Origin of the sequence: Bacteroides sp. UBA939 (assembly GCF_002293435.1) — a bacterium.
Taxonomy (GTDB): Bacteria; Bacteroidota; Bacteroidia; order Bacteroidales; family Bacteroidaceae; genus Bacteroides.
In genome coordinates, this window is sequence record NZ_DBDF01000095.1 from 1 (window position 1) to 21,777 (window position 21,777).

General features: G+C 42.4%; 17 protein-coding genes and 1 pseudogene. 13 read left to right on the plus strand and 5 right to left on the minus strand.

What is annotated here, in order from left to right:
* From B2Z67_RS06640 to B2Z67_RS06655, 4 genes are all read right to left on the minus strand, one after another.
* Positions 1-265 (minus strand): hypothetical protein (locus B2Z67_RS06640; RefSeq protein WP_291529035.1); only part of this gene is annotated, 265 nt, incomplete at its 3' end.
* A 177-nt stretch (positions 266-442) separates the two neighbouring features.
* On the minus strand, positions 443-3,922 hold the full coding sequence (locus tag B2Z67_RS06645) for a response regulator (RefSeq protein WP_291529036.1): 3,480 nt from the start codon (positions 3,920-3,922) through the stop codon (positions 443-445).
* 604 nt (positions 3,923-4,526) lie between these two features.
* Positions 4,527-4,928: a type II toxin-antitoxin system HicB family antitoxin gene (locus B2Z67_RS06650; RefSeq protein ID WP_291529037.1), complete on the minus strand. Its 402-nt coding sequence runs from the start codon at positions 4,926-4,928 to the stop codon at positions 4,527-4,529.
* Between the two features lie 102 nt (positions 4,929-5,030).
* Entirely contained in the window at positions 5,031-5,213 is a 183-nt protein-coding gene (locus B2Z67_RS06655) for a type II toxin-antitoxin system HicA family toxin (RefSeq protein WP_291529038.1), read from the minus strand.
* Positions 5,214-5,383: 170 nt separating this feature from the next.
* Here B2Z67_RS06655 and B2Z67_RS06660 point away from each other — a divergent pair.
* The 4 genes and pseudogenes from B2Z67_RS06660 (at position 5,384) to B2Z67_RS06675 (ending at position 7,812) form a co-directional block, all read left to right on the plus strand.
* Positions 5,384-6,292: pseudogene (locus B2Z67_RS06660) on the plus strand (PD-(D/E)XK nuclease family transposase).
* A 214-nt stretch (positions 6,293-6,506) separates the two neighbouring features.
* Positions 6,507-7,082 carry a hypothetical protein gene (locus B2Z67_RS06665; RefSeq protein WP_291529039.1) on the plus strand — a complete coding sequence of 192 codons (576 nt, stop codon included), beginning with the start codon at positions 6,507-6,509 and terminating at the stop codon, positions 7,080-7,082.
* Entirely contained in the window at positions 7,079-7,411 is a 333-nt protein-coding gene (locus tag B2Z67_RS06670; protein ID WP_291529040.1) for a hypothetical protein, read from the plus strand. The genes B2Z67_RS06665 and B2Z67_RS06670 overlap by 4 nt, the downstream gene beginning before the upstream one ends.
* A gap of 5 nt (positions 7,412-7,416) precedes the next feature.
* A complete protein-coding gene (locus B2Z67_RS06675) occupies positions 7,417-7,812 on the plus strand; it encodes a protein-export chaperone SecB (protein WP_291529041.1) in 396 nt (131 codons plus the stop codon).
* Between the two features lie 75 nt (positions 7,813-7,887).
* Here B2Z67_RS06675 and B2Z67_RS06680 read toward each other — a convergent pair whose 3' ends face one another.
* Positions 7,888-8,514 (minus strand): DUF5033 domain-containing protein, encoded by a 627-nt coding sequence (locus tag B2Z67_RS06680; protein WP_291529042.1) that lies wholly within the window; start codon positions 8,512-8,514, stop codon positions 7,888-7,890.
* A 390-nt stretch (positions 8,515-8,904) separates the two neighbouring features.
* On the opposite strand from B2Z67_RS06680, the gene B2Z67_RS06685 reads away from it, so the two are divergent.
* The 9 genes from B2Z67_RS06685 (at position 8,905) to B2Z67_RS06725 (ending at position 21,179) form a co-directional block, all read left to right on the plus strand.
* Positions 8,905-9,474: a DUF3575 domain-containing protein gene (locus tag B2Z67_RS06685; RefSeq protein WP_291529043.1), complete on the plus strand. Its 570-nt coding sequence runs from the start codon at positions 8,905-8,907 to the stop codon at positions 9,472-9,474.
* Between the two features lie 16 nt (positions 9,475-9,490).
* The gene (locus B2Z67_RS06690; RefSeq protein ID WP_291529044.1) at positions 9,491-10,957 is read left to right on the plus strand and encodes a DUF3868 domain-containing protein; all 1,467 of its coding nucleotides are present in this window, start codon (positions 9,491-9,493) and stop codon (positions 10,955-10,957) included.
* 240 nt (positions 10,958-11,197) lie between these two features.
* Positions 11,198-12,715, plus strand: coding sequence for an Mfa1 family fimbria major subunit (locus B2Z67_RS06695; RefSeq protein ID WP_291529045.1), 1,518 nt, complete (start codon positions 11,198-11,200; stop codon positions 12,713-12,715).
* Between the two features lie 283 nt (positions 12,716-12,998).
* Entirely contained in the window at positions 12,999-14,066 is a 1,068-nt protein-coding gene (locus B2Z67_RS06700) for a FimB/Mfa2 family fimbrial subunit (RefSeq protein ID WP_291529046.1), read from the plus strand.
* Positions 14,067-14,078: 12 nt separating this feature from the next.
* Positions 14,079-15,611 (plus strand): Mfa1 family fimbria major subunit, encoded by a 1,533-nt coding sequence (locus B2Z67_RS06705; RefSeq protein ID WP_291529047.1) that lies wholly within the window; start codon positions 14,079-14,081, stop codon positions 15,609-15,611.
* A gap of 18 nt (positions 15,612-15,629) precedes the next feature.
* Positions 15,630-16,607, plus strand: coding sequence for a fimbrillin family protein (locus B2Z67_RS06710; RefSeq protein WP_291529048.1), 978 nt, complete (start codon positions 15,630-15,632; stop codon positions 16,605-16,607).
* 65 nt (positions 16,608-16,672) lie between these two features.
* The gene (locus B2Z67_RS06715) at positions 16,673-19,072 is read left to right on the plus strand and encodes a fimbrillin family protein (RefSeq protein ID WP_291529049.1); all 2,400 of its coding nucleotides are present in this window, start codon (positions 16,673-16,675) and stop codon (positions 19,070-19,072) included.
* A 27-nt stretch (positions 19,073-19,099) separates the two neighbouring features.
* On the plus strand, positions 19,100-20,113 hold the full coding sequence (locus B2Z67_RS06720; RefSeq protein ID WP_291529050.1) for a BF2992 family fimbrillin-A clan protein: 1,014 nt from the start codon (positions 19,100-19,102) through the stop codon (positions 20,111-20,113).
* A gap of 82 nt (positions 20,114-20,195) precedes the next feature.
* The gene (locus B2Z67_RS06725) at positions 20,196-21,179 is read left to right on the plus strand and encodes a DUF4906 domain-containing protein (protein WP_291529051.1); all 984 of its coding nucleotides are present in this window, start codon (positions 20,196-20,198) and stop codon (positions 21,177-21,179) included.
* The last annotated feature ends 598 nt before the right edge of the window (positions 21,180-21,777 follow it).

Here is a 21,777-nt window from a genome sequence, read left to right on the forward strand (position 1 = left end):
TCTGCCACCTTTTTGCTCGTATCCATCTGATAATGAACAGATTGGAGCGTTGCAGATACCCGTTGCAGATGTGTGGCAGATACCTTATCTGCCACACATCTGCAACAGCTACATTTCCTGCACCGGATAAGCTGACGAAGAGTTTCATTCCATGTTGAAACAAAGTGTTTCTCTTGCCGAAACAAAGAGTTTCATCACATTGAAACAAAATGTATTTCACAAAGAAACAAAGAGTTTCATCGTATTGAAACAAAATGTATTTCATGAAGGAACAAAGAGTTTCGCCGCATTGAAACAAAATGTTCCGGCGTATTGAAACAAAATGTTCCGGCGTGTTGAAACAAAATGTATCATACGGCGGAACAAAGTGTATCATACGGTGAAACTAAGTGTATCATACGGTGGAACAAAATTTATCTCCTGATGCTGATTCGAATTCCCGCTATTCGTACGTTGACGGAGTCGTTCCGAACGCCTCCACGAAATGCTTGCGGAATGTTGGAATATCATTGTACCCCACCATTTCGGCAACTTCCTGCACTGCATACCGTTTTGTTTTCAACAAAACCCCTGCGCGGCGCATCCGTACACCTCTGATAAGCTCAATGATAGTATAGTCTGTACTTTGTTTTACCTTCCGGTATAAGGTAGGTTGGCTCATATTCATTTCCGAAGCCAGTTTCTTCACGCTGAAGTCGGCTTCGCAGATATTCTCTTCTATAATCTTAATCACGGAGGAGATGAACGAATCCTCCATTTTTACTTCCTCTTCCGGTTGTTCCGCTCCACTGGTGGCCGCCACGTTCGTTCCGGGCAACATAAACATCCTGGCATACGTCTGCTTCAACGTCTGGCGACTGTTTATCAGGTTATTAACTTTCGCTTTCAGGATTCTGGGAGTAAAAGGTTTCAGCATATAATCGTCCGCACCCAGCTCAAGCCCATGAATAATGTCTTCGTCCTCCACTTTCGCTGTCAGCATAATAAAAGGAATGCCGCAAGTCTTCGGATATTCCCTTATTTCGCGGCAACATTGAAGCCCGTCTTTCACCGGCATCACCACGTCGCAGAGAATCAAATCGGGCAGTTCCGCCATTGCCAAGTCAATACCTTCCTGGCCGTTGGTCGCCATCAGCAAGTTATAATCATTGCCAAACATTACTTTCAGGTACAAACGAATGTCCTTATGGTCTTCCACAATCAGAATCGTTTTCTTCGTACCCGTCCTTGACGGCTGTTGTTCCGTTTCTTCCACTATCCACTCTTCCATGGAAGCCGGTAGTTCCTGCATGGTTTCGTCCTCCAGCACATAGCCCGTTCCCGGTAGCCCGTCCGTTTCCGGCTTCGTTTCCGTCTCTGTTACCGATGGCTTTTCCGAAGCGATGAACCCGGCGTCCGGATTATTCTCAAAGACAGCGTTGCCGGCAAGCAGGCTCGTTGTACTTTTCGTCCCTTTCTCTTCCGGGACTTCAAGGAAAATCGTTCCCTGGTAACCTTCCGCCATCTCATCTCTATTCGCCTTCCGCCGGATAACCTTCATGTTCTTTTTTCTGAAATAAGAATAGAAATAAATCAATCCCGCTGCTACCAGGGCATATATCGCATAAACCCATGCGGAATTAACCCACTTGTCTTTCACCACTATTTCAAGCCGGGTAGTGTCCCCTTCTGTCCCATCCGGAAATACAAGTTTCACCTGCAAAGTATATTTCCCGGCAGGCAGTTTATTGTACCACAAACTTTCCGCAATTGTCGCCGTTTCCCAATTTTCGTCTACGGGAAGCAGGCGATAGGCGATTTTGCGTTGCATCATTCCGTAATGAAAGTCGGAAAAGTGGATGTGGATATCATTATTCTTTGCGAGAATCACCTGTCCGTCCCGTCTTTCTTCTATCGGAATGGATTTCCCGTCTGCTATCACATCTGTCAGCACTACCTGTTTGCTTCCGTTTTCTCCTTTGACTATCAACGGGTTAAAGAAGAACAATCCCTGGGAATCTGCCCACAGCAGATGTCCGTTAGTCAGACGGCATACGGCGCTACAGTCTCCCGTCGACAAATAATCGTAGAAAGCCTCCTGCCCGGTTCTGACTATCATCACGCTTGCATTGCTTCCCGCCCAGGTGCCGCCTATGTTATCATCCGTCATACACGCCACGTGTCCGTTCGGCAATCCATTCTGTAAAGTATATACGGATTCTATTTCATCTTTTTTTCTTCCGTCAATCCGGATAACCACATTCAGATAAGCGGCGAAAATCTGATTATAGTTGTTCACGTAAATGGTCTGTACGCTGTTTTGCTCCAAGCCATTCTCCTTTTCGTAGTCTCCTTTCACGCGGATTTCATTACCGTCCGTTACCAGTCTTTTCAATCCTTTGTCCGAACCAATCCAGATGTTACCTTCCCTGTCTTCGGCAATGGCAAACACTTTCTGAATTCCTTCGGGCATTTTAATCTTCCTGCATTCGTGGCTTATGGGGTCAACTAACATTAACCCGTCCGAAGTTCCTACCCACAAACGATCCCATGAGTCGAGGCAGAAGCAGAGGATAGCCGCGTTCATCTTCTCGCCTTTGCCGTCTTGCAGATAGAGGGTTTCCAGATGTTCGGTGAGCGAATGAATGTAAACAATCTCACCCTGTATGTTTCCGAACCAGATGTTCCCTTTCTTGTCTTTATATATCCGGTTGTATCCTGAGAGACCCTTTCTTTTCGACCACGATTCGAAACGGGTATCCACGGAGACTGCCGGGACGGTGCTTTTCATGATAGTGCCATCATTCAGGGCTAACCAAATGTATCCTTTCACACCTTCGACAATGCCGGTCACTTCGGCATTAAGATTTTGTGACACCCGGCTGTACATGCTATCGCTGATATCGAACTTCACCACTCCGCCGCCGAATGTACCTACCCAGAGAATCCGCTGTTCGTCGTCCCAGAGCAGACTCGTCATGTTATTCTCAATACCCGAATAGAAAGCCTTTTCATTCGGCGTCAACGGCGTCAGCGTGAAGGGGCTTTTACTCAAATCCTCTTCCTCAAAGCACAATTCAAACAATCCTTTCGGGGTTGTCAGGTAACAAGTTTGTTTGTCCTTGAACACCATGTCGGTAATGTCCGAATTTGAAAAGCCCGCCTTGTCCATCCCTTCTGCCGAAAACATGCGTTCTTCGTTTGTCCCGGATTCATGGCATATAAAATCATTCCCGGAACCGCAAATCCACAAATAACCGTGTTGCCAGAACAACTCGTTCACCACGTTGTATTCCCCAATCACCGAATTTCTTTTGTTCATCAGGTCGAGGCGCATCACTTTCTTCCGGTCGACGGAGAAGTACAGGTGCGTTTCTTCGTCCGTACAGATGTCATCCACGCTTCCTTTCACCAAAGGCGTTTCTTTCAATGTACATTGGATATAATCATCCCCGTTTTCCGTCTTGCGTACAGCGGACGATTCGAACAACCCCTGCGAAGTAGCCAGATAAAGGATGCTTTCGTTCCAGTACAAGTCGTGAATCTCTTTCGGATTGAATGATTTGTCGAAATACACAGGCAGAAACTTCTCGGCGTCTTTATCAAAACAGGCAATTCCTCCCTGGTAAAGTAGGGCATAGAATAAGCCGTCGGGCGTTTCATGGATAGTTTTTACAGCTTGGTGCAGGGGAGTGGAAAGGGAATCAATGCTCATAATGAGCGGATAGTCATGGAACCTGAAACCGTCATAACGGGAAAGGCCCTTGTCGGTGGAAAGCCAAACGAAATCGTCGCTTCCATAACAAAGGTCATATATAGTGTTATTATAAAGTCCGTTTTTGATTACCGTCTGGGTCAACTCCCAATGCGTATCCGCAGAATGTGCGGAACATACCGGGTAAAAAGACGATAACAGCAATAACAGAAAAAACATTTTCTTCATAAAACTATATCTGAACTACAGCGAAGCGCAACTCCGCAATTTTGAATTATAAATTTTGAGTCCACTTCAAAAAGTGCGTTTTAGCACTTTTACCCCCTTTCAGAAGCTTCTGTAGGGCGTTATTTTCTGATAAAAGACTTTTTGAAGTAGACTCAATTTTGAATTATGAGTTTTGAATTATGAGGTTCGAATTATAAGTTTTGAATTACCATACTGCCCAATTGCGCATCCATTCAAAATTCAAAATTCATCATTCAAAATTCAAATAGCAGTCGTAAAGGTATTATATTTTACACCATCAAGATACAATAGAGGCATTAAAAAACGTTTTTATCTGTTTTTTTAGAGAATATTCACTATTAAAGCGTTACAAATGCGGCGGATGCGTGTGTTTGGTGGTAGTTGGTGGTAAGTAGTAAGTAGTAAGTAGTTAGTAGTAGGTAGTTGGTAGTTGGTAGCTGGTGGCTGGCTTTAACCAAATTCTGCATTCTTATGAATAGGCTGAAATAATTATGAATTCCAAAATAAACAAAAAAAGGCTTCCATAACTTGGAAGCCCCATTGTTTTGTCAAACAATAGTTCGTCATCACGACGCACATATCTTTAAAAAGTAGCAGCAGCCATTTCTTGGGTAACTCGATCTACTGCCACCTTTATCTTATCATACTGTTTTTGTCCGGCAACTGCAACCCCCGATGTATATCGCCGCATCAATGATGGATTTATACCAGCCAATTCTGCAATCTTAGTAACGTTCAAGAAAGAGAAATAGTTGAAAAAAGACTGTATATCATACTTATAGGTAAATTCCAGTTCCGGTATTTCTTTACCCTCTTCTTCTAATATATCTTTCATATCCGCATAAGCCTGCATCATATCCTTTTTAGCAAGTTCAGCCGTATCACCATAACCAGCCAAACCAAATCCCGGTAATTCATCTTCTACAAAACAGGAAAAATATCCATCTGAAGATTTTTCCATAAGCACAGTAACATTCTGTTTCATAATATTCCTCACTTTCTTGGATAAAGGTAGCAGGGTATCCCTGCTACCTGTTTTGTCCTACAAACAAATCTCATTATTCAGTATTGAAAAGAAGTGTAGGGGTTAAACCCCCAACACTTTTCTCGCCTTACGTTCCAGTCCTTTTGGTACTTCTTTGCTTCCATGTCTCGGTAACGAGAATTTTTCTTTCGTTATCGGACTGAACCAAATATCGTGTTCAGCACCATGTCTAAGAATGTAACATCCAGCTGCGGTTAATTCCGCATAAAAACTGTTGTACTTCATAATGTATGAGAACTATTTGTTTGACTCTACAAATGTAGCGTTTATGCTACAATTCCCCAATAAAGGTATAGCTAATTTTCTATATTTAAGAACTATTAATACTATGTGCCCCTCCGAAACTTTATCTTTGTTCTATGAAAGTGAAAAAACAAAAGGAAGGAGTTGAGGCTATGGCAAGTAATTATATTCGTTTTGACTGGGCAATGAGACGCTTGTTGTGCGCTACCACCAACTTTGCAGTACTCGAAGGCCTTCTCACTACCCTTTTACAGGAACCTATTACCATTCTACAACTATTAGAAAGCGAATAGGAAGAAAAGTTTGATAAGTATCATCGTGTTGATATGTTTGCCGAAAATTCCAAAGGAGAGTTAATCTTAATTGAAGTGCAGAATAACAACGAATATGCTTACTTTGAACGCATATTGTTTGGAACATCTAAACTGGTAACCGATTATATCAATCGAGATGGAGAAAATAAAAAGGTGTCTAAAATATATTGTGTGAACATTCTCTACTTCTCGTTAGGTCATGGCAAGGACACCGTCTATCATGGTAAAACTGAATTCCGCGGTGTACACGACGGCGACATCCTGGAGTTGACCCCTTTTCAACGGCAAACATTCAAAGTAGATGCAGTAAGCCAACTCTATCCCGAATACTACATTCTCAAAGTGAACGACTTTAATAATGTCGCCAAAAGCCCGTTTGACGAATGGATATATTACCTGAACACGGGTGATATTCCGGACAATGCCACTGCCCCAGGAATGAATGAGGTACGCGAACACTTGAAGATCGCACGTATGACCCAGGATGAACTGAAAGCCTATTACCGCCATCTGGACAATATTGTGATTCTTCGTGACAATATATATACGGAACGTGCGGAAGGACGCGCAGAAGGACATGCAGAAGGGATTGAAAAAGGACGTGCAGAAGGACGCGCGGAAGGAATTGAAGAAGGAATTGAGAAAGAACGTTTTTCCAATGCCCTTAAAATGAAAGCCAAAGGTTTGGATACTGCCATTATCTCCGACATCACAGGGCTTAGTTGCGAAGAGATAGACAGATTATAACAGTGATGATAATTTACCTTTTAGTTGGAGATAAGAAAAGTACCTCTGAAATATAATATAGCGGATAAATACCGAATAATCTGATTATTTTTCATTTTCATTATAAGCAGTCGTAGCGATATTATTTTTTTGCGCCACTAAAATAAAATTCAGAAAAATAAAATATTTGATAGAAATATATATCTTTGTACCGAATAACATGAGCATGTGAAATATGGATATTACAATGAAAGGTTTCCATGGGACAGATAAGGCTCTTGTTGGTAGTATATTAAAAGAAGGATTAGTGCCATCTATAGGTGATGAAGAATGGTTAGGTGATGGAGGCTATTTTTTTGCTGATGGAATTAGTAACAATCCATTATTGCAAGCAAAACAATGGGCAATTGTGAATTCATGGGACAATCTTCGGAAGCGAAACAAATATCCGTTTTATGCTGTTTTATGTGGTACAATAGTTGTGTCAGAAGAAAATTTTCTAGATTTGACACACCCTGATGGAGTTGAGATTTTGGAATATATTCAAAATCAATGCATAAAAAAACTATTAGCGAAACGTGATATGCAGAGATTGAGGTATGTTGATGGTTTCTTGATTAACTTTGCAAGAGGAGAAAAGATAGTTGATGTGCAAGTTGTAAAAGCTAACTGTTATATTCAGTTGACAAAAGAGGAAAGAATCTATAAGATTTCAAGACGAATTCCTAATTGTACAATTTGTACTGTTTATGATCCCTCTAAGAATATTACCAATATGGAACAAGTTGAACATGGGAGGATACAATTATGAAATTGAATGATAAACTGAAACAGAAAATCGACTCTTATTTTGCCAACATATCGGCAGATGAGTTATATGATACGCTTTCTAAGAAATATGGGTTCTTGGACGTTGAATCTGTTGATGAGTTTAATGATACTGGCGTAATCTATGAAGGACTGTATAATAACTGTAAAAGCATTGATTACAAGTTTCTTAAAAATCTACATATTGACAATGTGGAATATTTGGATTATACAACTTATTACTATAAACAAGACATTGTGACCACTGGAGATTCTCTTAAGGAGTCTCTTGAATCACATGAAGATAATACTTCAATTCCTCTAGCAGCATAGATAAAATGAAATTGCAACTAAAAGAGTGGAAAGCTAAAGATATTTCTTTTAAAGTAAAAGAAAACGGAGAAGGATATGAGGAAGAGAAGAATTCTTTTGATTTATCTATGGGACATTTTTTCCCAAAAGATCAACCTAAAGAATTTGGTATTGGCCTTCGCGTTAATATTAACGACAACGAATTTGATTTAATTGTAGAGATGGTCTTCTCATTCAAGTTAGATCGAGAAGTTGACGACGAGTTTAAAGAATCTGATTTCATTAAGATAAATGCACCTGCAATAGCCTTTCCTTACTTACGTTCTTTTATCTCTAATTTGACTTTACAATCTGGTTTTCCACCAATCATATTGCCGTCGGTCAATTTTGTTCAATTGGCAAAAGAAAAAACTTCCAAGTAGATATTATTGAATTATGAATTATGAATGGTTATGCAGGGTGGGTGCGCAGCTCATTCATAATTCATAATTCAAAATTCATCTCGAAAGCCCAAGATGATACATCCCCTTGCCTGACTCAAAGTTATAGCTCCCTTCAAGAACCACCTGCACCTTCACCAGTTGATTATCCCGGTCGCTTACACGGAAATAAAGGTAAGCAGTGGAGTTGAACACACTTTCGCCGTCGGCGGTTGTTGACAGAGAAACACCGTATCCTTCCCAGCCGAACAAACTCGTAGAAGAAGAATACGTAGTACCCACATAATATACACTACCCTTGTCGATATTGAAATTCAGTGCGACAGACAAATCAAATTGTCCTACGAAAGCTCCGTTATTCGTCTGGGCGCGGTATCCGGCGTTCATCTTCACCGTTTCCCTGTCACTGCCGTTGCTGTAAAACCCTTCGGAGATTTCCAACTCACACTCACGGGCAGTATTCCCGCTCCGGCGAAGCGCTTCCAGTACACTTCCCATTTCCTCTGTGGTAACAGAAGGCACATCACTAATATCCTTGCTTGGAGTTGCCATTTGAATGCCATACGTAGATACCATCGATTCAAAACTGGAAGCATTGTTATCAAAATCATCGTTTTCCGTGTTGGAACATGCGGCAAAAGTCAGTGCCAATATACTTGCGAAAAAGAATTTTATAGGTTTCATGCCAATCATTTATATCATTTATTGTTTAGGTTTAGACTTATTCGGGAAGTTACCATCAGTTTTTTAGCTACTTTAACTATTTTAGCCGCTTACGAAGCGATAACTTCTTTTTTCCTCTATATATACCAAATACGTGGCGTTTTGTTCACCGTGAAAGATCATTTTAAGGGAAAAATGAATGAATTACCACTATTTAATGAATGAAACACGGTTTAAACAAGCGAAAAACCAACTTATACAAGTTTTAAAAAACACATGCGGGGTGAATAATTCACAGCCTCCGGCTTATTAAATACCACTGAAAAAGCGGAAAAAATAGAAGAATTTACCATTTAGCATATATTCTCTATATATATACATTTGCAGCCGAAAACAATATTTGTCGTACCAATGAAAAAGAAAAGAATCTTATCCCTATGCATGGGTTTGTTTTTCTCTACCTTATTATATAGCCAGATGGTGGGCATCAAAACCAATGTCGTTATGGATGCGCTACGAATCATCAATGTTGGAGCTGAAATCGGTTTAAGCAAGAAAATGACTTTGGATTTGTATGCTAATTACAATCCATGGGAATACAAGGAACTCCAGATGATGAAGATGCTTGCCCTCCAGCCCGAACTGCGCTATTGGTTCTGCGACAGATTCAACGGTCATTTTGTGGGAGCGCACATTCATGGAGGGGTATATCAGGCTGCCGGCATTGATATGCCCTTTGGCATTTGGCCCGACCTGAAAGACCACCGCTTCAAAGGTCACTTCTATGGTATGGGTGTTTCCTACGGTTATCAATGGATTCTGAGCAAGCGCTGGAATCTGGAAGGAAACATCGGATTCGGTTATGCGCGTGTCAAGTACGAACAGTTCGAGTGCAAGACCTGCGGCGACAAAGTAGGCGAGGGGCATAAAAACTACGTAGGCCCCACGAAAGCCGCTCTCAGTTTAATCTATGTATTTTAAAAGCAAACAAAACAATATGAAAAAGATAATATGTATCTTCTTCGGCCTGCTGCTTGTACTGGGTGCGAAAGCGCAGACGCTTTACAACAACCAGGTACGTATAGAGAAGCAATCTGTCACGCGCAATGAAGATACCAACCTATTGAGCATCGACATGGACATTGTGATGCAGGAAAACCTCGACCTGACATCCAACCATGTTGCTATGCTCATCCCTTTCCTCGAAGCCAACGGACGCACCAAAGTACTGCCCCCCATCGTGGTTTACGGACGCAAGCGCGAGATTGTGCACCAGCGCAACAATACCGATATGGTTCCCGAAGACGCCTACGTAGTCATGCGCCGCAAGCGCCACGAAGAGCAGACGGTGAATTACCGCCAACAATTCCCCTTCGAGGCATGGATGCGCAATGCCGCAGTGAAACTGAACATCGACGTATGCGGCTGCTGCGACCTGAAGGAAGAAGGCGCCCTGCTCAGCACCGGTGAAGAAATCACCCGGATGGACTTTGCACAAGTCAAGATCAACCCCGTTGTATCTTATATCGTGCCGCAGGCGGAAGCCGTGAAGCGCCGCGCCATAGAAGGGAACGCCTTCCTGGATTTCCCGGTCAACAAGATAATCATCTACCCCACATACCGCAACAACACCATCGAACTGGCCAAGATACGCGCCAGTATCGACAGTGTGCGCAACGATGACAAGACCATAATCACCGGTATCAAGATTCACGGTTACGCCTCGCCCGAAGGCGGTTACGCCAACAACACCCGCTTGGCAAAGGGCCGTACGCAATCGTTGGTGGACTATGTGACCAGTTACTATAAATTCGACCGTAGCCTGATAACTTCCGATCACACCCCCGAAGACTGGGCGGGCTTCCGCAAATACATCGTGGATTCTTCCTTTGAGAAGAAAGACGCAATCCTGAAACTGATGGATGACACCGGTCTGAATCTTGACAAGAAGGAACGCCAGATAGCCCAAATGGTTGGGCCGGCAGTGTATCGCAAGATACTGGACGACTGCTACCCGGCTCTGCGTCACTCCGATTACACTATTAACTATACGGTGCGCGGGTTCACGGTAGAAGAATCCAAAGACCTCCTCAAGAAATCTCCGCACTTGCTCAGTTTGCAGGAAATGTACCGGATAGCCGAAACCTACCAACCGGGAAGCGAAGAGTTTAACGAGGTGTTCCGGATAGCTGTCGATACTTTCTCCAATGATCCTATTGCCAACCTCAATGCCGCAGCCATGGAAATAGAGAAAGGCGACCTGTCAACAGCCAAAGAATACCTTGCCAAAGCAGACCCGCAGGCAGGCGAAACCCTGAACAACCTCGGAGTCATTGCCCTGACGGAAGGCGACCTGGATGCTGCCGAAAGATATTTCAATGCCGCAAAAGCCGCCGGACTGACGACGCAGCCTGATGCGAATCTGAGGGAGTTAAAGAAGAAAAGGGTATATCCCGTGGATTAAACAAGTAGAATGATATGCAGACTATCCGTTGTTTAAGGGATGTACAGATTATCCGTCGTTTAAGGGATACACAGTATTCGTCGTTTAAGGGATGCACAGACTATTCGTCATCCTGATCGCAGTCGAAGGATCTCTTCTCCTGCGTTTATACAGAGTGATAAATACCAACGTCGATAACATACAATATTTCAGTGATTATATATACTAAATTTTATGAACAATTTTTTAATTAAAAAACAAATGAGAAAGAACATTTTTTGTGCCGCATTGGCACTGATTGGTTTGGCTTCATGTAATAATGAAGCAGATCTCGTGTCTCCTGATCCGTCAGGTGAGACAGTTTACATGCAAGTGGCGGTTAGTTTACCGTCCAGTGGGCAGACAAGAACTACTAGTCCTTCATCTACTACTGAAATCGGAAAGGATGTTGAGAACAAAGTAAGCTCTCTGACGGTGTATCTTGTTAATACATCCACAAATGTTATGTCATCACCGATTCCTGCAAGCACCTCCGGATTGCAAGCAAACGGGTACTACACTACAAATCCGTTTCCCACTACAGCCCTAACAAAAGGTGATACATACAAAGTTTATGTGGTGGTGAACGAAGGTACGACAATTACTGGAGTGAATGATGGCAAAACGGTGTCGGATATCAACTTTAAGAGTACTGGTTCTATAGCAGAAGCTGATAAATTTATGATGACTGGTGTGGGTTCTGGAACTGTGACAGTCGATCGAGAACTGCCAACATACACCAAAGATAATCCTTTCGATGCGGGTTTGGTTAAGGTTGAACGTGCGGTTGCACGTTTTGACTACAAGCAAGGTGTAGTAGATGACGCGCACAATGTGGATGCTGCTACGATTACCATTAAGAGCGTTGCATTGATCAATGTCAGCAACTCTTTCTATTACTTCAAACGAGTTTCGGACGACGGAAGAATGGACGGTCTAAATATGGCAATCGGTGGAGCCGAGACAGCTACCAACTATGTTATTGATCATAACTGGGATACCAAAACTACTTCAGGAACCTATTTCTTGAATTACATGACTGGGGCATTACCCTACGGTGGTGCAACTTACACCGAACTTGTGTCGTTGAGTGACGAAGATAACACATGGGAAGGAGGCGAAGCAAGCTTGGACAAAGGCGGATACAAAATTTGGACATACTGTACGGAAAATACGATTGCAGCACCTACTTCCAAGCAGATCAATGGTCTTTCAACAGGTGTTGTATTCAAGGCTCAGATAACGGGCGGAGCTTTCAATGCAGCCGATGATGGAGACAAAGTGTATATTCTCCATAACAAAGTTGTCGGCGATTGGACAGCTGTTCTGGCAAGTGCCGATACAGATGTAAAAAATGCAATAGCAGGACTTGATCCAGACGAGACTAAAAATACTCCTGCTACTCTTCAAAATGCAGGATTCACCCGCTACACTGCGGATGCTAGTGGTAACTATTATGCTTATTACATCTATTGGAATCAGCATAACAACAATGGCAATCCGGATGCAATGGGCGCTATGGAATTTGCCGTTGTGCGTAATAACGTGTATAAGCTCTCTGTAACAGAGATTACCAAGTTCGGCCATCCGAACGATCCAATTAATCCGGATCCAACAGATCCCGATCCTGATCCAGAATATCCAGTTCCAACAGATCCAGATGAAGATGAAAACATTTACATGAAAGTAAAAGTTGAAATTCTACCTTGGACCGTACGTGTAAACGACATTCAATTCTAAATAGCAACAACTCTCTGAGAGTGTGTCAACACTAAGGCATACTATCAAAAAGATATTTCTCATCCGCAGATGATGCGGATAACACAGATTTAGGTTTAAAATAAATCCGCGTAATCTGTGTTATCTGCGGATGAAAGATAGTACATACCATCTTTTGATGCACCCTCTTTTTTAAAACATTCACTGAAATAATAAGAAACGGACTTCCGCATAAGAAGTCTCAAAACCAATACGTTTTTTCAGATAAGACATACGTTTCTCAGAAGCATTAACAACAAAAAGAATGAAACGAATATTCACTTATATACGAAAACAAGCAAACCGGATACTTCTTATCACCATATTGGGTGGTACAATGGCATCATGCGATACTGTCCTCAATTTTGACGAAGGCGATTGTACCATCGAATATTATGTTAAGTTCATATACGATCATAATATGGACTGGGAAGACTATTTTGCTCGCGACGTGAAAACCGTAACATTATATGCGTTTGATGCGAATGGAAACCTGGCATATCAGAAAACAGAAGAAGGAGAAATGCTGGCGGATGGAAGTTATGCCATGAAAGTGGAGTTGGACGACCTGCAATACCGCTTTATTGCCTGGGCAGGACTGGACGACCAGTCTTTCGGGTATCCCCAGCTGACGCCCGGCGTATCTAAAATAGACGACCTGAAAGTAATAGCTTTTCGCAAAACCGTGACACGCGCCGAAGGCGAAGAAGACATGTACATCGTGGAAGATGTCTTGTCGCCCCTTTGGCACGGAGAAGTGACGCCCATCGTTGAAACCCGGAGCACCACCGGCACCGCCAAGCGCGAATACATAACAATTCCACTCATTAAAAATACAAATACGATTCGTGTAAACGTTGTTCAGAGAACAGCATCAGCAACCAGAGCCATCACCGGAAGCACATTCAGCTATGCCATCTACGACGACAACGGCCACATGAATTATGACAATACCCTGCTCGACGACAACCTGCTCACCTATTTGCCTTATAGCCCCCCGCAAGAGGGTAATATCCTCACTACATCCTATCCGGATGGCAGACCGGGAGTGACGGCAAATCTGAGCGTGGCGCGTCTGCTTACCACCCAAGCCCCGCGGATAAGCATAAAGAATTCGGCGGGCGAAGAGCAGTTTCCGGATCAGTTGGACTTGATTCCCTGTATCTGGGAGGTGTGGAACGAACACTATCGTAACCGGATGAGCTTTCAGGAATACTTAGACAGAGAAGATGAATTTGAAGTTGACTTCTTCGTTGATGAAAACCTCTCCATGATTACCACTGTGATTGAAATAAACGGATGGATAGTCCGTCTCAATACGATTGATTTTTAAAGAAGCTGAATAATGAAACGCTTTAAACTAACATATTGCCTTTTGGTTGTACTCATGTCGGTAGTCTGTCTGCCGGGATGCGTGCAGGATGAGCCTGGCGAAACTCCGGAAGAGAAGCCGTCTCAGGAGGTTAATGTCCAACTGACGTTGTTGCTCAGTATGCCGTCGGCGGCGGGGACGCGTGCGCCGGGGGATCCGCTACATTCGGGGACAGATGAAGAAAATGCCTGCAATAAACTCACCTTGTTTATAGTAGATACCAACAACGGAGCGAAGATACAACATTTTACACAGACAGGAACATTTGTGAATGATCAAACCATACCTTTTACTATAAAAACTTCTTTAGGTGGGAAGAAGGTATTTGTTGCAGCCAATATGGACGACGATTATATTGACGCTGTAAAAGCAGCCTTAGACCATAATCCGGCAATAACAATAGCTGATATTGTAGATGTTGCTTCGCCTAACGATTTTCTGATGACAGGACAAGCAGTCCTTGCCGGCACTACCGAAGAGGATATTGAAATTGAAGCAAGTACTACGAATTATAATGTTGAGGTAAAACTGACCAGGGTAATGGCGAAGGTGTTGCTGACTTGTACTACAAAGACATATAATAATACAGAATACCTATTCGGTTTTGCCCCAAATGATGGGGCTTCTTCTATCGGATATATCCGGTTGGAGCATGTACACTACATTCTGGAGACAACCAATAAAAAGTTCTTCCCTTTTGAGAAAGGAACTAATACTGATGCTAATGTAGACCCGAACTTCTTGATGAGTACTACATTGCCCGGCGATTTCTTCGGTGCAACCATTGATGCAAAAGATGGGAAAGCGGCCGTGAAATATGATGAGTCCAAGTTATTCAATAACTCCAATCGGTACACCGATGGTATCTATTGTCTGGAAAACACAATAGATATAGATGAAGATTATTCGAGCAATCCGGATAAACCGAAACAGGTAGGTACTTATTTAAAGATAGCAGCTAAGTTTACGCCAAAGTATTTATTCGGAAACAGAGACGGTGTAAACCCAGACCAGTATCACCAAGGCCTTACTGAGTCTGTTTCTATTGGCATGTACATGAATAATGTTACGCTGTCTCATGATTTTGTTATGCCTGATGGAACTGTATGGCCTCAAGGCACACTGTTGCCTAATGAAACTTTCTTTACTTGCAAAAAAGCGCCGGATGGTAAGTACATGAATGTTAATGCGAAAGATATGTGTTATCCCAATATAGATGCTGGAATAAAATATTTATCAACATACTATGGTCTCACGGTTACTCCTGCCGACTTCACTATTCATTTAGGTAGCTTGCAGTACTACGAAACCTTTGTAAACTCACCAACTGTTTTTGATGCATCATCAGGTGTAGTCCGCAACAATTATTACATCCTTAATATTACGAAGATTACTCCCCAGTTAACAGAAAAGACAATTGAAGTGAATACCGTTGTACTCGACTGGGAAGATAAAGGAACCACCACCATTGATATTGAGACCATTGGTAACCATACCACGAACTAAAAAAAGGAGGACAGGAAAATGAAACAACTAAAACATACCCTATTCGCCATACTCTTTCTGAGCGCAGCTATCTTCAATAGTTGCAACACCATATTGGACGATGCGGATAACATCCCAACCGAACAGGAACAAATACAAGTGGGAATTACCCGCGCTGCCGGAACCTACTCCGGACGCTTGCTGTTTTGGACAGGTGCATATACAATGACAAGTCCGTGGCTCGTGGAGGAATTGTCAGATCTGAATGCTTACGAATCAACAAAATACAATACCGGAGAATATTATCCAAGCAACAATTCCATAGTATACGCCACCGGATACTCTCCTTCTCCTTCTCTTTCTTCGGATATAAGTACTTCCGATAACCTGACGCTGACTTTGCCGGCAGGTAGAGCCGGTTTTGTTGACGTTTGCACCGCCGCCGGCATCATAACCGGTAGCCGTTCCACTCCTTTCTCTGCCAGGATGGAATTTGAACATACCTTGACCAAGATTCATTTCACGGTTGAACGCGACCCGACTATGGAGGGAATACGCGACGTGAAAGAAATTACTCTTACCATTCCCAGGAAATACCTGCCGACAACGTGGACGTGGAACGGATCGGTTTATGAGGTAGATTATTCAGAGCCGGCAACAACAGACTTAACGCTCACACATCCGGATATCATAATCGGAACAGGAAAAAGGGAGGATTTTATAGAAGGAGAAGGAATCGTTTATCTGATGCTGCCTACCGGTAATACAGGAAAGTTAGAAGATATAGTTGTGACAGCAGATATTCTTCTCAGCAGCAGCACCGGTGTTGACAGACAGATAAACGAAACAATAACGATACCATTATACGATGAAAATGGCGACCAGCTAACAGGAGATGCTCTGCCAGGCGAAGCATACACAGTGAGTTTTAATTTCAAGCAAGACTCTTTCACCCTCATTGCCCGCGCGCAAAGCTGGGAACCGGGAGGATTGATTTATTTGCCGGTTAACCCCTAAACCCTTAACCTCATAAGACAATCAAAACAATCAAAGCAACCATTAAGAACTGATAGATAGATAAGATGAAAAAGAACCTAATATACAGCATAACCTCGGCAGTAATGGCTCTCGTAGTTATTTCGTGCACTGATGAAACGTCCGAACAGGGTATCGGCAAAGGTGACGGTATATTCCGGTTGTCCTCTGATAAAGGAGTGTTTACACGTGCCACGGGAGGTGAACGAACTTTTGGCGAAGAAACCGTTTATCAGATTTACGCTATAGTAGGAACGGATTTTAGTGCGAATTATTTAAGAGATCAGGTAATTACTGATGCTTCCTTAAAAGGAACCCCCTTGGTAGGAACAGAATCTGACAATGCAACCATTGAACTTGATGACACTCAAGGCCCAATAAACAACAAGTTCGGAGGAAGAACTCTGAATTTTTATGCTGTTACGGATAGTACCACTACTCCGGTGGCTGTTAATTCGGCTAACGATCCGCCAACATGCAGTATTGCGTATCCTAATAACCCATTAATTGAATTACCTAAATTGCCTAATTTGATGTGGGCAATGAAAGAGAATCAAGATTATAAAAACTCCGGCGTTATCAAATTACCGTTCAAGCATACATTGGCTAAACTGAACTTGTATGTGATGAAAAGTAGTGACTATGCCGGTGATAAAGTCGTTCTGAACGAAATCTCCTTAACAGATTATCCGTCGGGTGATTTGAATATGCTGACCGGGAAATACAATCCGTCGGCAAGTAGCGATAGAAGGAACAGAGATGTAACGGTGTATTCGTCAGGTGTGCAGGTAGTTGAAACAAGCGCTAAGTCTGTATTATTAGATCCGGCTAATCTTGAAAGCCAAATCTCTCCATTGATATTTCCGACGAGAAAAGAAAATATAGATGAAGTTGATAGAATTGACCATTCTATGTGGGTCACAGTTAAAGGAATTATAAATGAAGGAACTCCCGGAGAACAAGAGATTGACAAAGATATTGAAATCACCTCTACATTAGCCGAAGGAACAGGCGATGCAACTACCACAAAAGTACTTCCATTTATATTCGAAAGCAACCACGAATATGACTTGGTAATCACCATCACAAACGGTTCATTGATAGTAACCATTGTTCCAAGACTTTATGAATGGATTCCGGACGAAACGGATTTAGCAGACAATGAAGTTAAAAGCTCAATGACTATTGGTGGTATTACGTGGATGGACAGAAATCTGGGGGCTACCAGCGGTGACCCAATGGCAAGCGACCAGGCGTGGGAAAATAGCCGGGGGTATTATTATCAGTTTGGGAGGAATATTCCGTTCTATATACCAAGAAAGATAGATCCCAATAATATAGATCCCATTACCAATAAGAATATAGAATATGCACCGTCTCATGAAGACTGGCATTTATCTGAATCAATGCCATATCCTTTTATTCCGGGAAAAAAGCTCGAAGACGGTGCTACTGCAGCAGCACCTGTGTTTCTAGTTTATAATTATGACTCATGGAAGGTTCAAACCGGATGGGACGAAAATACTGGGAATACAGACGTAGCTCAATATCCAACGGAAATAAGTAAACAATTCAATTTCTTTTTCTATAATGGTAATAATGTCTGTTGGGATTTCAATCCTTACTTAGATACCAATTTCTATACTAAAGCCAGTTATTTCAATTATAGCAAAAGAAACTGGTTAACAAATGCAAACCATCCTTGCCCTAAAGGATGGCGCATACCAACGAGAGAGGAGTTTCAACTTGTTATTCCTACAACAGAAGATGCGGGAGATATACCTTTTAGACGTGCAGATCGTCTAGGAAAAGAAACTTATATAGTAACAACAACGGGCGACCCAGAAGTAGGCTCTACTTCTGTCTATGTAGGTGTAAATGCAGAAGTTGTTGATTGGGCAGAAACTGAAGTCGGTGTAACTAACTCAATTTATGCCCTTAAGAGAATGGGTACAGACAATGCCTACTTCTTAAGATGGCATATAGAGAGAGTTAATGGAGGACGTGAGATACCTAATGAAAACATCACTGTAAGTCCAAATGATAAAGCAGACCCTTATCGCAATGTATTAGTAATATCCAGATATCCGGCAACAAGCAGTAGCACATTGCATAATGATGCAACAAGTGCTGATGTTAAAGGCTATGTAAGAAATGCTGCCGAATGGGCTCATCCTGTAGAGCAGATTAAATTACCGCTTTCAGGATATATACACACTGGGGATGAAGGAAAAAATGGCTCAAATACAAAACGTCCTGCTCTTATCTACAGTGGAGCAGAAGCTGTTTATTGGACAAGTACCTGTACGAGCGGAGTAGATGGATATCATTCGGTTCGTATGAAATTCTCCGGTAATGACGAAGATAAGCAAATAAAGATGTTTGGCAGTGAGAATCGTGCTAACGGATGTATGATACGCTGCGTACGTGACACGAAAGCTGATTAAGGGAACAAAACAATAATAAGTAAAGTTATGAAATCAATATATAAAGTAGTATTTCTTTTTATACTTGCAGCCGTATCTCTGACGGCATGTGAGCAAGACGAAGCGCAGGAATCGAGGGAGGGGAAAGTAGCCATCATCCCCCAACTGGCGGGCATGTATGTCGTTACTCCGGGTAATGGGACGAAGACACGTGCCGCTAATCATGAACATTTGAGTACAATTATCAATCTGCCTGAGGGGGCTACCTTGAGGCTGATAGCTCAAAAAAACGGTGAGACATCTCCTACAATCCAAGATTACGTAGTGCGCACTTCCGGTGGAGGTTCGCAGTCGCTGTATCCTTGTACAATAGATGATGCAACCGGTGAAGTTGATCCGGATAGCGAAAGTAAAGATCCGCTGTATCTGACTTCCGGAGATTATACGTTCAGAGCCGTATCTCCGGCGCATAAATTCAATAAGACGAACAGCACAATAACTATTGGTAATGGTGAATCGGTGGTAGCCAACAACAGTAAATGGACTCAAACCGAACCAACTTCAATTAATGTTGCTGCAACTGCAAGCCAGGTGGTCCTGTTAAAACCAATGATGCAACTCACCGCACGCATGACATTCACGATAGCAGAGGGAGCCGGCGTATCGGCTTTATCAGTGATGCAGGATGGTATTGAAATAGACGGGATTAGAGAAGGAACTGTTGAATTAGACTATAGTACCGGCCTCGATTCGATTGCCGCTATAATAGCGAATAATAATGAACGCATTTATATCAAGGAAAAAGACATTATTGTGCAAGACAAAAGCATCAGAGGTGAAGTCTGTTTATTACCCATTGACAATCGTCCTTATCACATGACTATTATCCTCAACTTACTGGTAAACGGAGTACCGACACAATTCACTTACTCCATTGTAGATAAAATACTCTATGCCGGATACTCGTACGACTACATAGTGACTGTGAATGTGAAAGATCATATTACCGTGGCAAACTGGCAGGAGACTTCATGGTCGACAATTGTTTCGCCACAACCATAACCATAACCAGTGGACAATAAACTGTTACCGGATAATTACTTGTTGCCGGATTAACGAATCAAACGTATAAAAACAAACTGTTATGAAAATAGATACATATATACTCCTTCTGTTGAGTAGTTTGCTGTTAGCGGCTTGTACGCAAGACAACGATTGGACGGGTGAAAATCCTGAAACTCCCCGGAAAGGAACAGTGCGCCTGAACTTGCAAAGCGCGTCAATAAGCGTAGATACCCGTTCTACCACTCCGCAAGACCCACAGACGGATAACCCGATGTACGACCTCTGCCTGTTGCACTACAACTTTGAAGGACAGCTTGTTGAAGTGCAGACTGAAAATTTTCGAGGACAAGGGGGGAATCCTGATCAACCGGAACTTAGTTATACATGGGATATCCCACTGACAATAGACCCGCAAGGAAGAGCGGAAACCATTTGCTTAATAGCCAATATGGAGGGACGCTATCCGACGTGGCCCGTACGATTGGCTGAATTGAAAGAAAAGTATGTAGATTTGGATTATAATGCTGCTAATGGCATGATTGCGGATAGACGCATGTATATGTTCGGCTATTATGAAGGACCGGTAACGGACGAAGCGGATATTCATATCCTGATGGGGCGTATGGCGGCGGCTGTTAAGTTTGTGATTACTGCTCCGGATGTGGCTCCTGTCACCCTTCCTTCTTTAAAAGTTATCGGAATCGAGATACTGAATCGCCCTTCCCAAAGTTATTTTTACCCCAACCCTTCAGCCAATTTGAGCTTTGAAGACTTTTCAGAGCCATCATTTACATTTGCAGCAAATAATGTGATCACTAACAACACCGAAGAATTAATCTACTACTATCAAATAGGAGAAAACATATCGCCTGTGGTGGATTTAAGCGCATCGCCTGCGGTGGATAATCGGACGAAAGTGAGAATAAAGGCTGAGTATGGTAATCTTGGGGAAAAAACCTATATCGTTGATTTAGGTTGTGACCCACCGACCGTACCCGAAGCCGACCGTAATTATTCCCTCTACCGTAACAACAACTATACGTTTCACATAGCATTGAAATGATAGTAGTATTGAAATAACAATCTAAACAACATATATATATTACATCATTTTACATTATCGTTTCACATCACATCACATTTAGAACCGTTAAAACGAAAACAAATAAGAGTTAAGAATAATTGGTTATAAGGATGTTGTTTTGTTTGTATCCCTCATATCACTCAGAGACAGCTTGTGAAAGTAGTGCTGAGTGAAGGGATTTTTTTATATAAAAACCTCTTTTCATAAGATTAATTGTACACACACACACATCACATTACCATTAATGAAACCGCAAAACGAACAAGTGATACCAAATATTGTTTTTAAAACACCCTCATAACACTCAGAGGTAGCTTGTGAAAGTTGCGCTGGGTGTGAGGGGTTTCTTTAGAGTCTACTGTTTAGTTTAGATTGAGGGTTCACCGTCTTCACCTTTTTCTGTAATCTACTTATACATGGGCAAAAGCGGGTGAAAGCAGCCTTTTTGCACCCTGCCTGTATGTGCTGTGAAGCGGGGTTCTGCTTTCACCGGTCTTCACATTGGATGTTGGGGAGGGGGAGCGGAGCGGATTGAAGTAGTGATTAGTGATTAAGTAGTTAGTAGTAAGTAGTTAGT

What these genes read in the sequence shown, in the direction of transcription:
- B2Z67_RS06645 (WP_291529036.1), bottom strand. Translation starts at nt 3,922, where the DNA reads ATGAAGAAAATGTTTTTTCTGTTATTGCTGTTATCGTCTTTTTACCCG.
- B2Z67_RS06650 (WP_291529037.1), bottom strand. Translation starts at nt 4,928, where the DNA reads ATGAAACAGAATGTTACTGTGCTTATGGAAAAATCTTCAGATGGATAT.
- B2Z67_RS06655 (WP_291529038.1), bottom strand. Translation starts at nt 5,213, where the DNA reads ATGAAGTACAACAGTTTTTATGCGGAATTAACCGCAGCTGGATGTTAC.
- B2Z67_RS06665 (WP_291529039.1), top strand. Translation starts at nt 6,507, where the DNA reads ATGGATATTACAATGAAAGGTTTCCATGGGACAGATAAGGCTCTTGTT.
- B2Z67_RS06670 (WP_291529040.1), top strand. Translation starts at nt 7,079, where the DNA reads ATGAAATTGAATGATAAACTGAAACAGAAAATCGACTCTTATTTTGCC.
- B2Z67_RS06675 (WP_291529041.1), top strand. Translation starts at nt 7,417, where the DNA reads ATGAAATTGCAACTAAAAGAGTGGAAAGCTAAAGATATTTCTTTTAAA.
- B2Z67_RS06680 (WP_291529042.1), bottom strand. Translation starts at nt 8,514, where the DNA reads ATGAAACCTATAAAATTCTTTTTCGCAAGTATATTGGCACTGACTTTT.
- B2Z67_RS06685 (WP_291529043.1), top strand. Translation starts at nt 8,905, where the DNA reads ATGAAAAAGAAAAGAATCTTATCCCTATGCATGGGTTTGTTTTTCTCT.
- B2Z67_RS06690 (WP_291529044.1), top strand. Translation starts at nt 9,491, where the DNA reads ATGAAAAAGATAATATGTATCTTCTTCGGCCTGCTGCTTGTACTGGGT.
- B2Z67_RS06695 (WP_291529045.1), top strand. Translation starts at nt 11,198, where the DNA reads ATGAGAAAGAACATTTTTTGTGCCGCATTGGCACTGATTGGTTTGGCT.
- B2Z67_RS06700 (WP_291529046.1), top strand. Translation starts at nt 12,999, where the DNA reads ATGAAACGAATATTCACTTATATACGAAAACAAGCAAACCGGATACTT.
- B2Z67_RS06705 (WP_291529047.1), top strand. Translation starts at nt 14,079, where the DNA reads ATGAAACGCTTTAAACTAACATATTGCCTTTTGGTTGTACTCATGTCG.
- B2Z67_RS06710 (WP_291529048.1), top strand. Translation starts at nt 15,630, where the DNA reads ATGAAACAACTAAAACATACCCTATTCGCCATACTCTTTCTGAGCGCA.
- B2Z67_RS06715 (WP_291529049.1), top strand. Translation starts at nt 16,673, where the DNA reads ATGAAAAAGAACCTAATATACAGCATAACCTCGGCAGTAATGGCTCTC.
- B2Z67_RS06720 (WP_291529050.1), top strand. Translation starts at nt 19,100, where the DNA reads ATGAAATCAATATATAAAGTAGTATTTCTTTTTATACTTGCAGCCGTA.
- B2Z67_RS06725 (WP_291529051.1), top strand. Translation starts at nt 20,196, where the DNA reads ATGAAAATAGATACATATATACTCCTTCTGTTGAGTAGTTTGCTGTTA.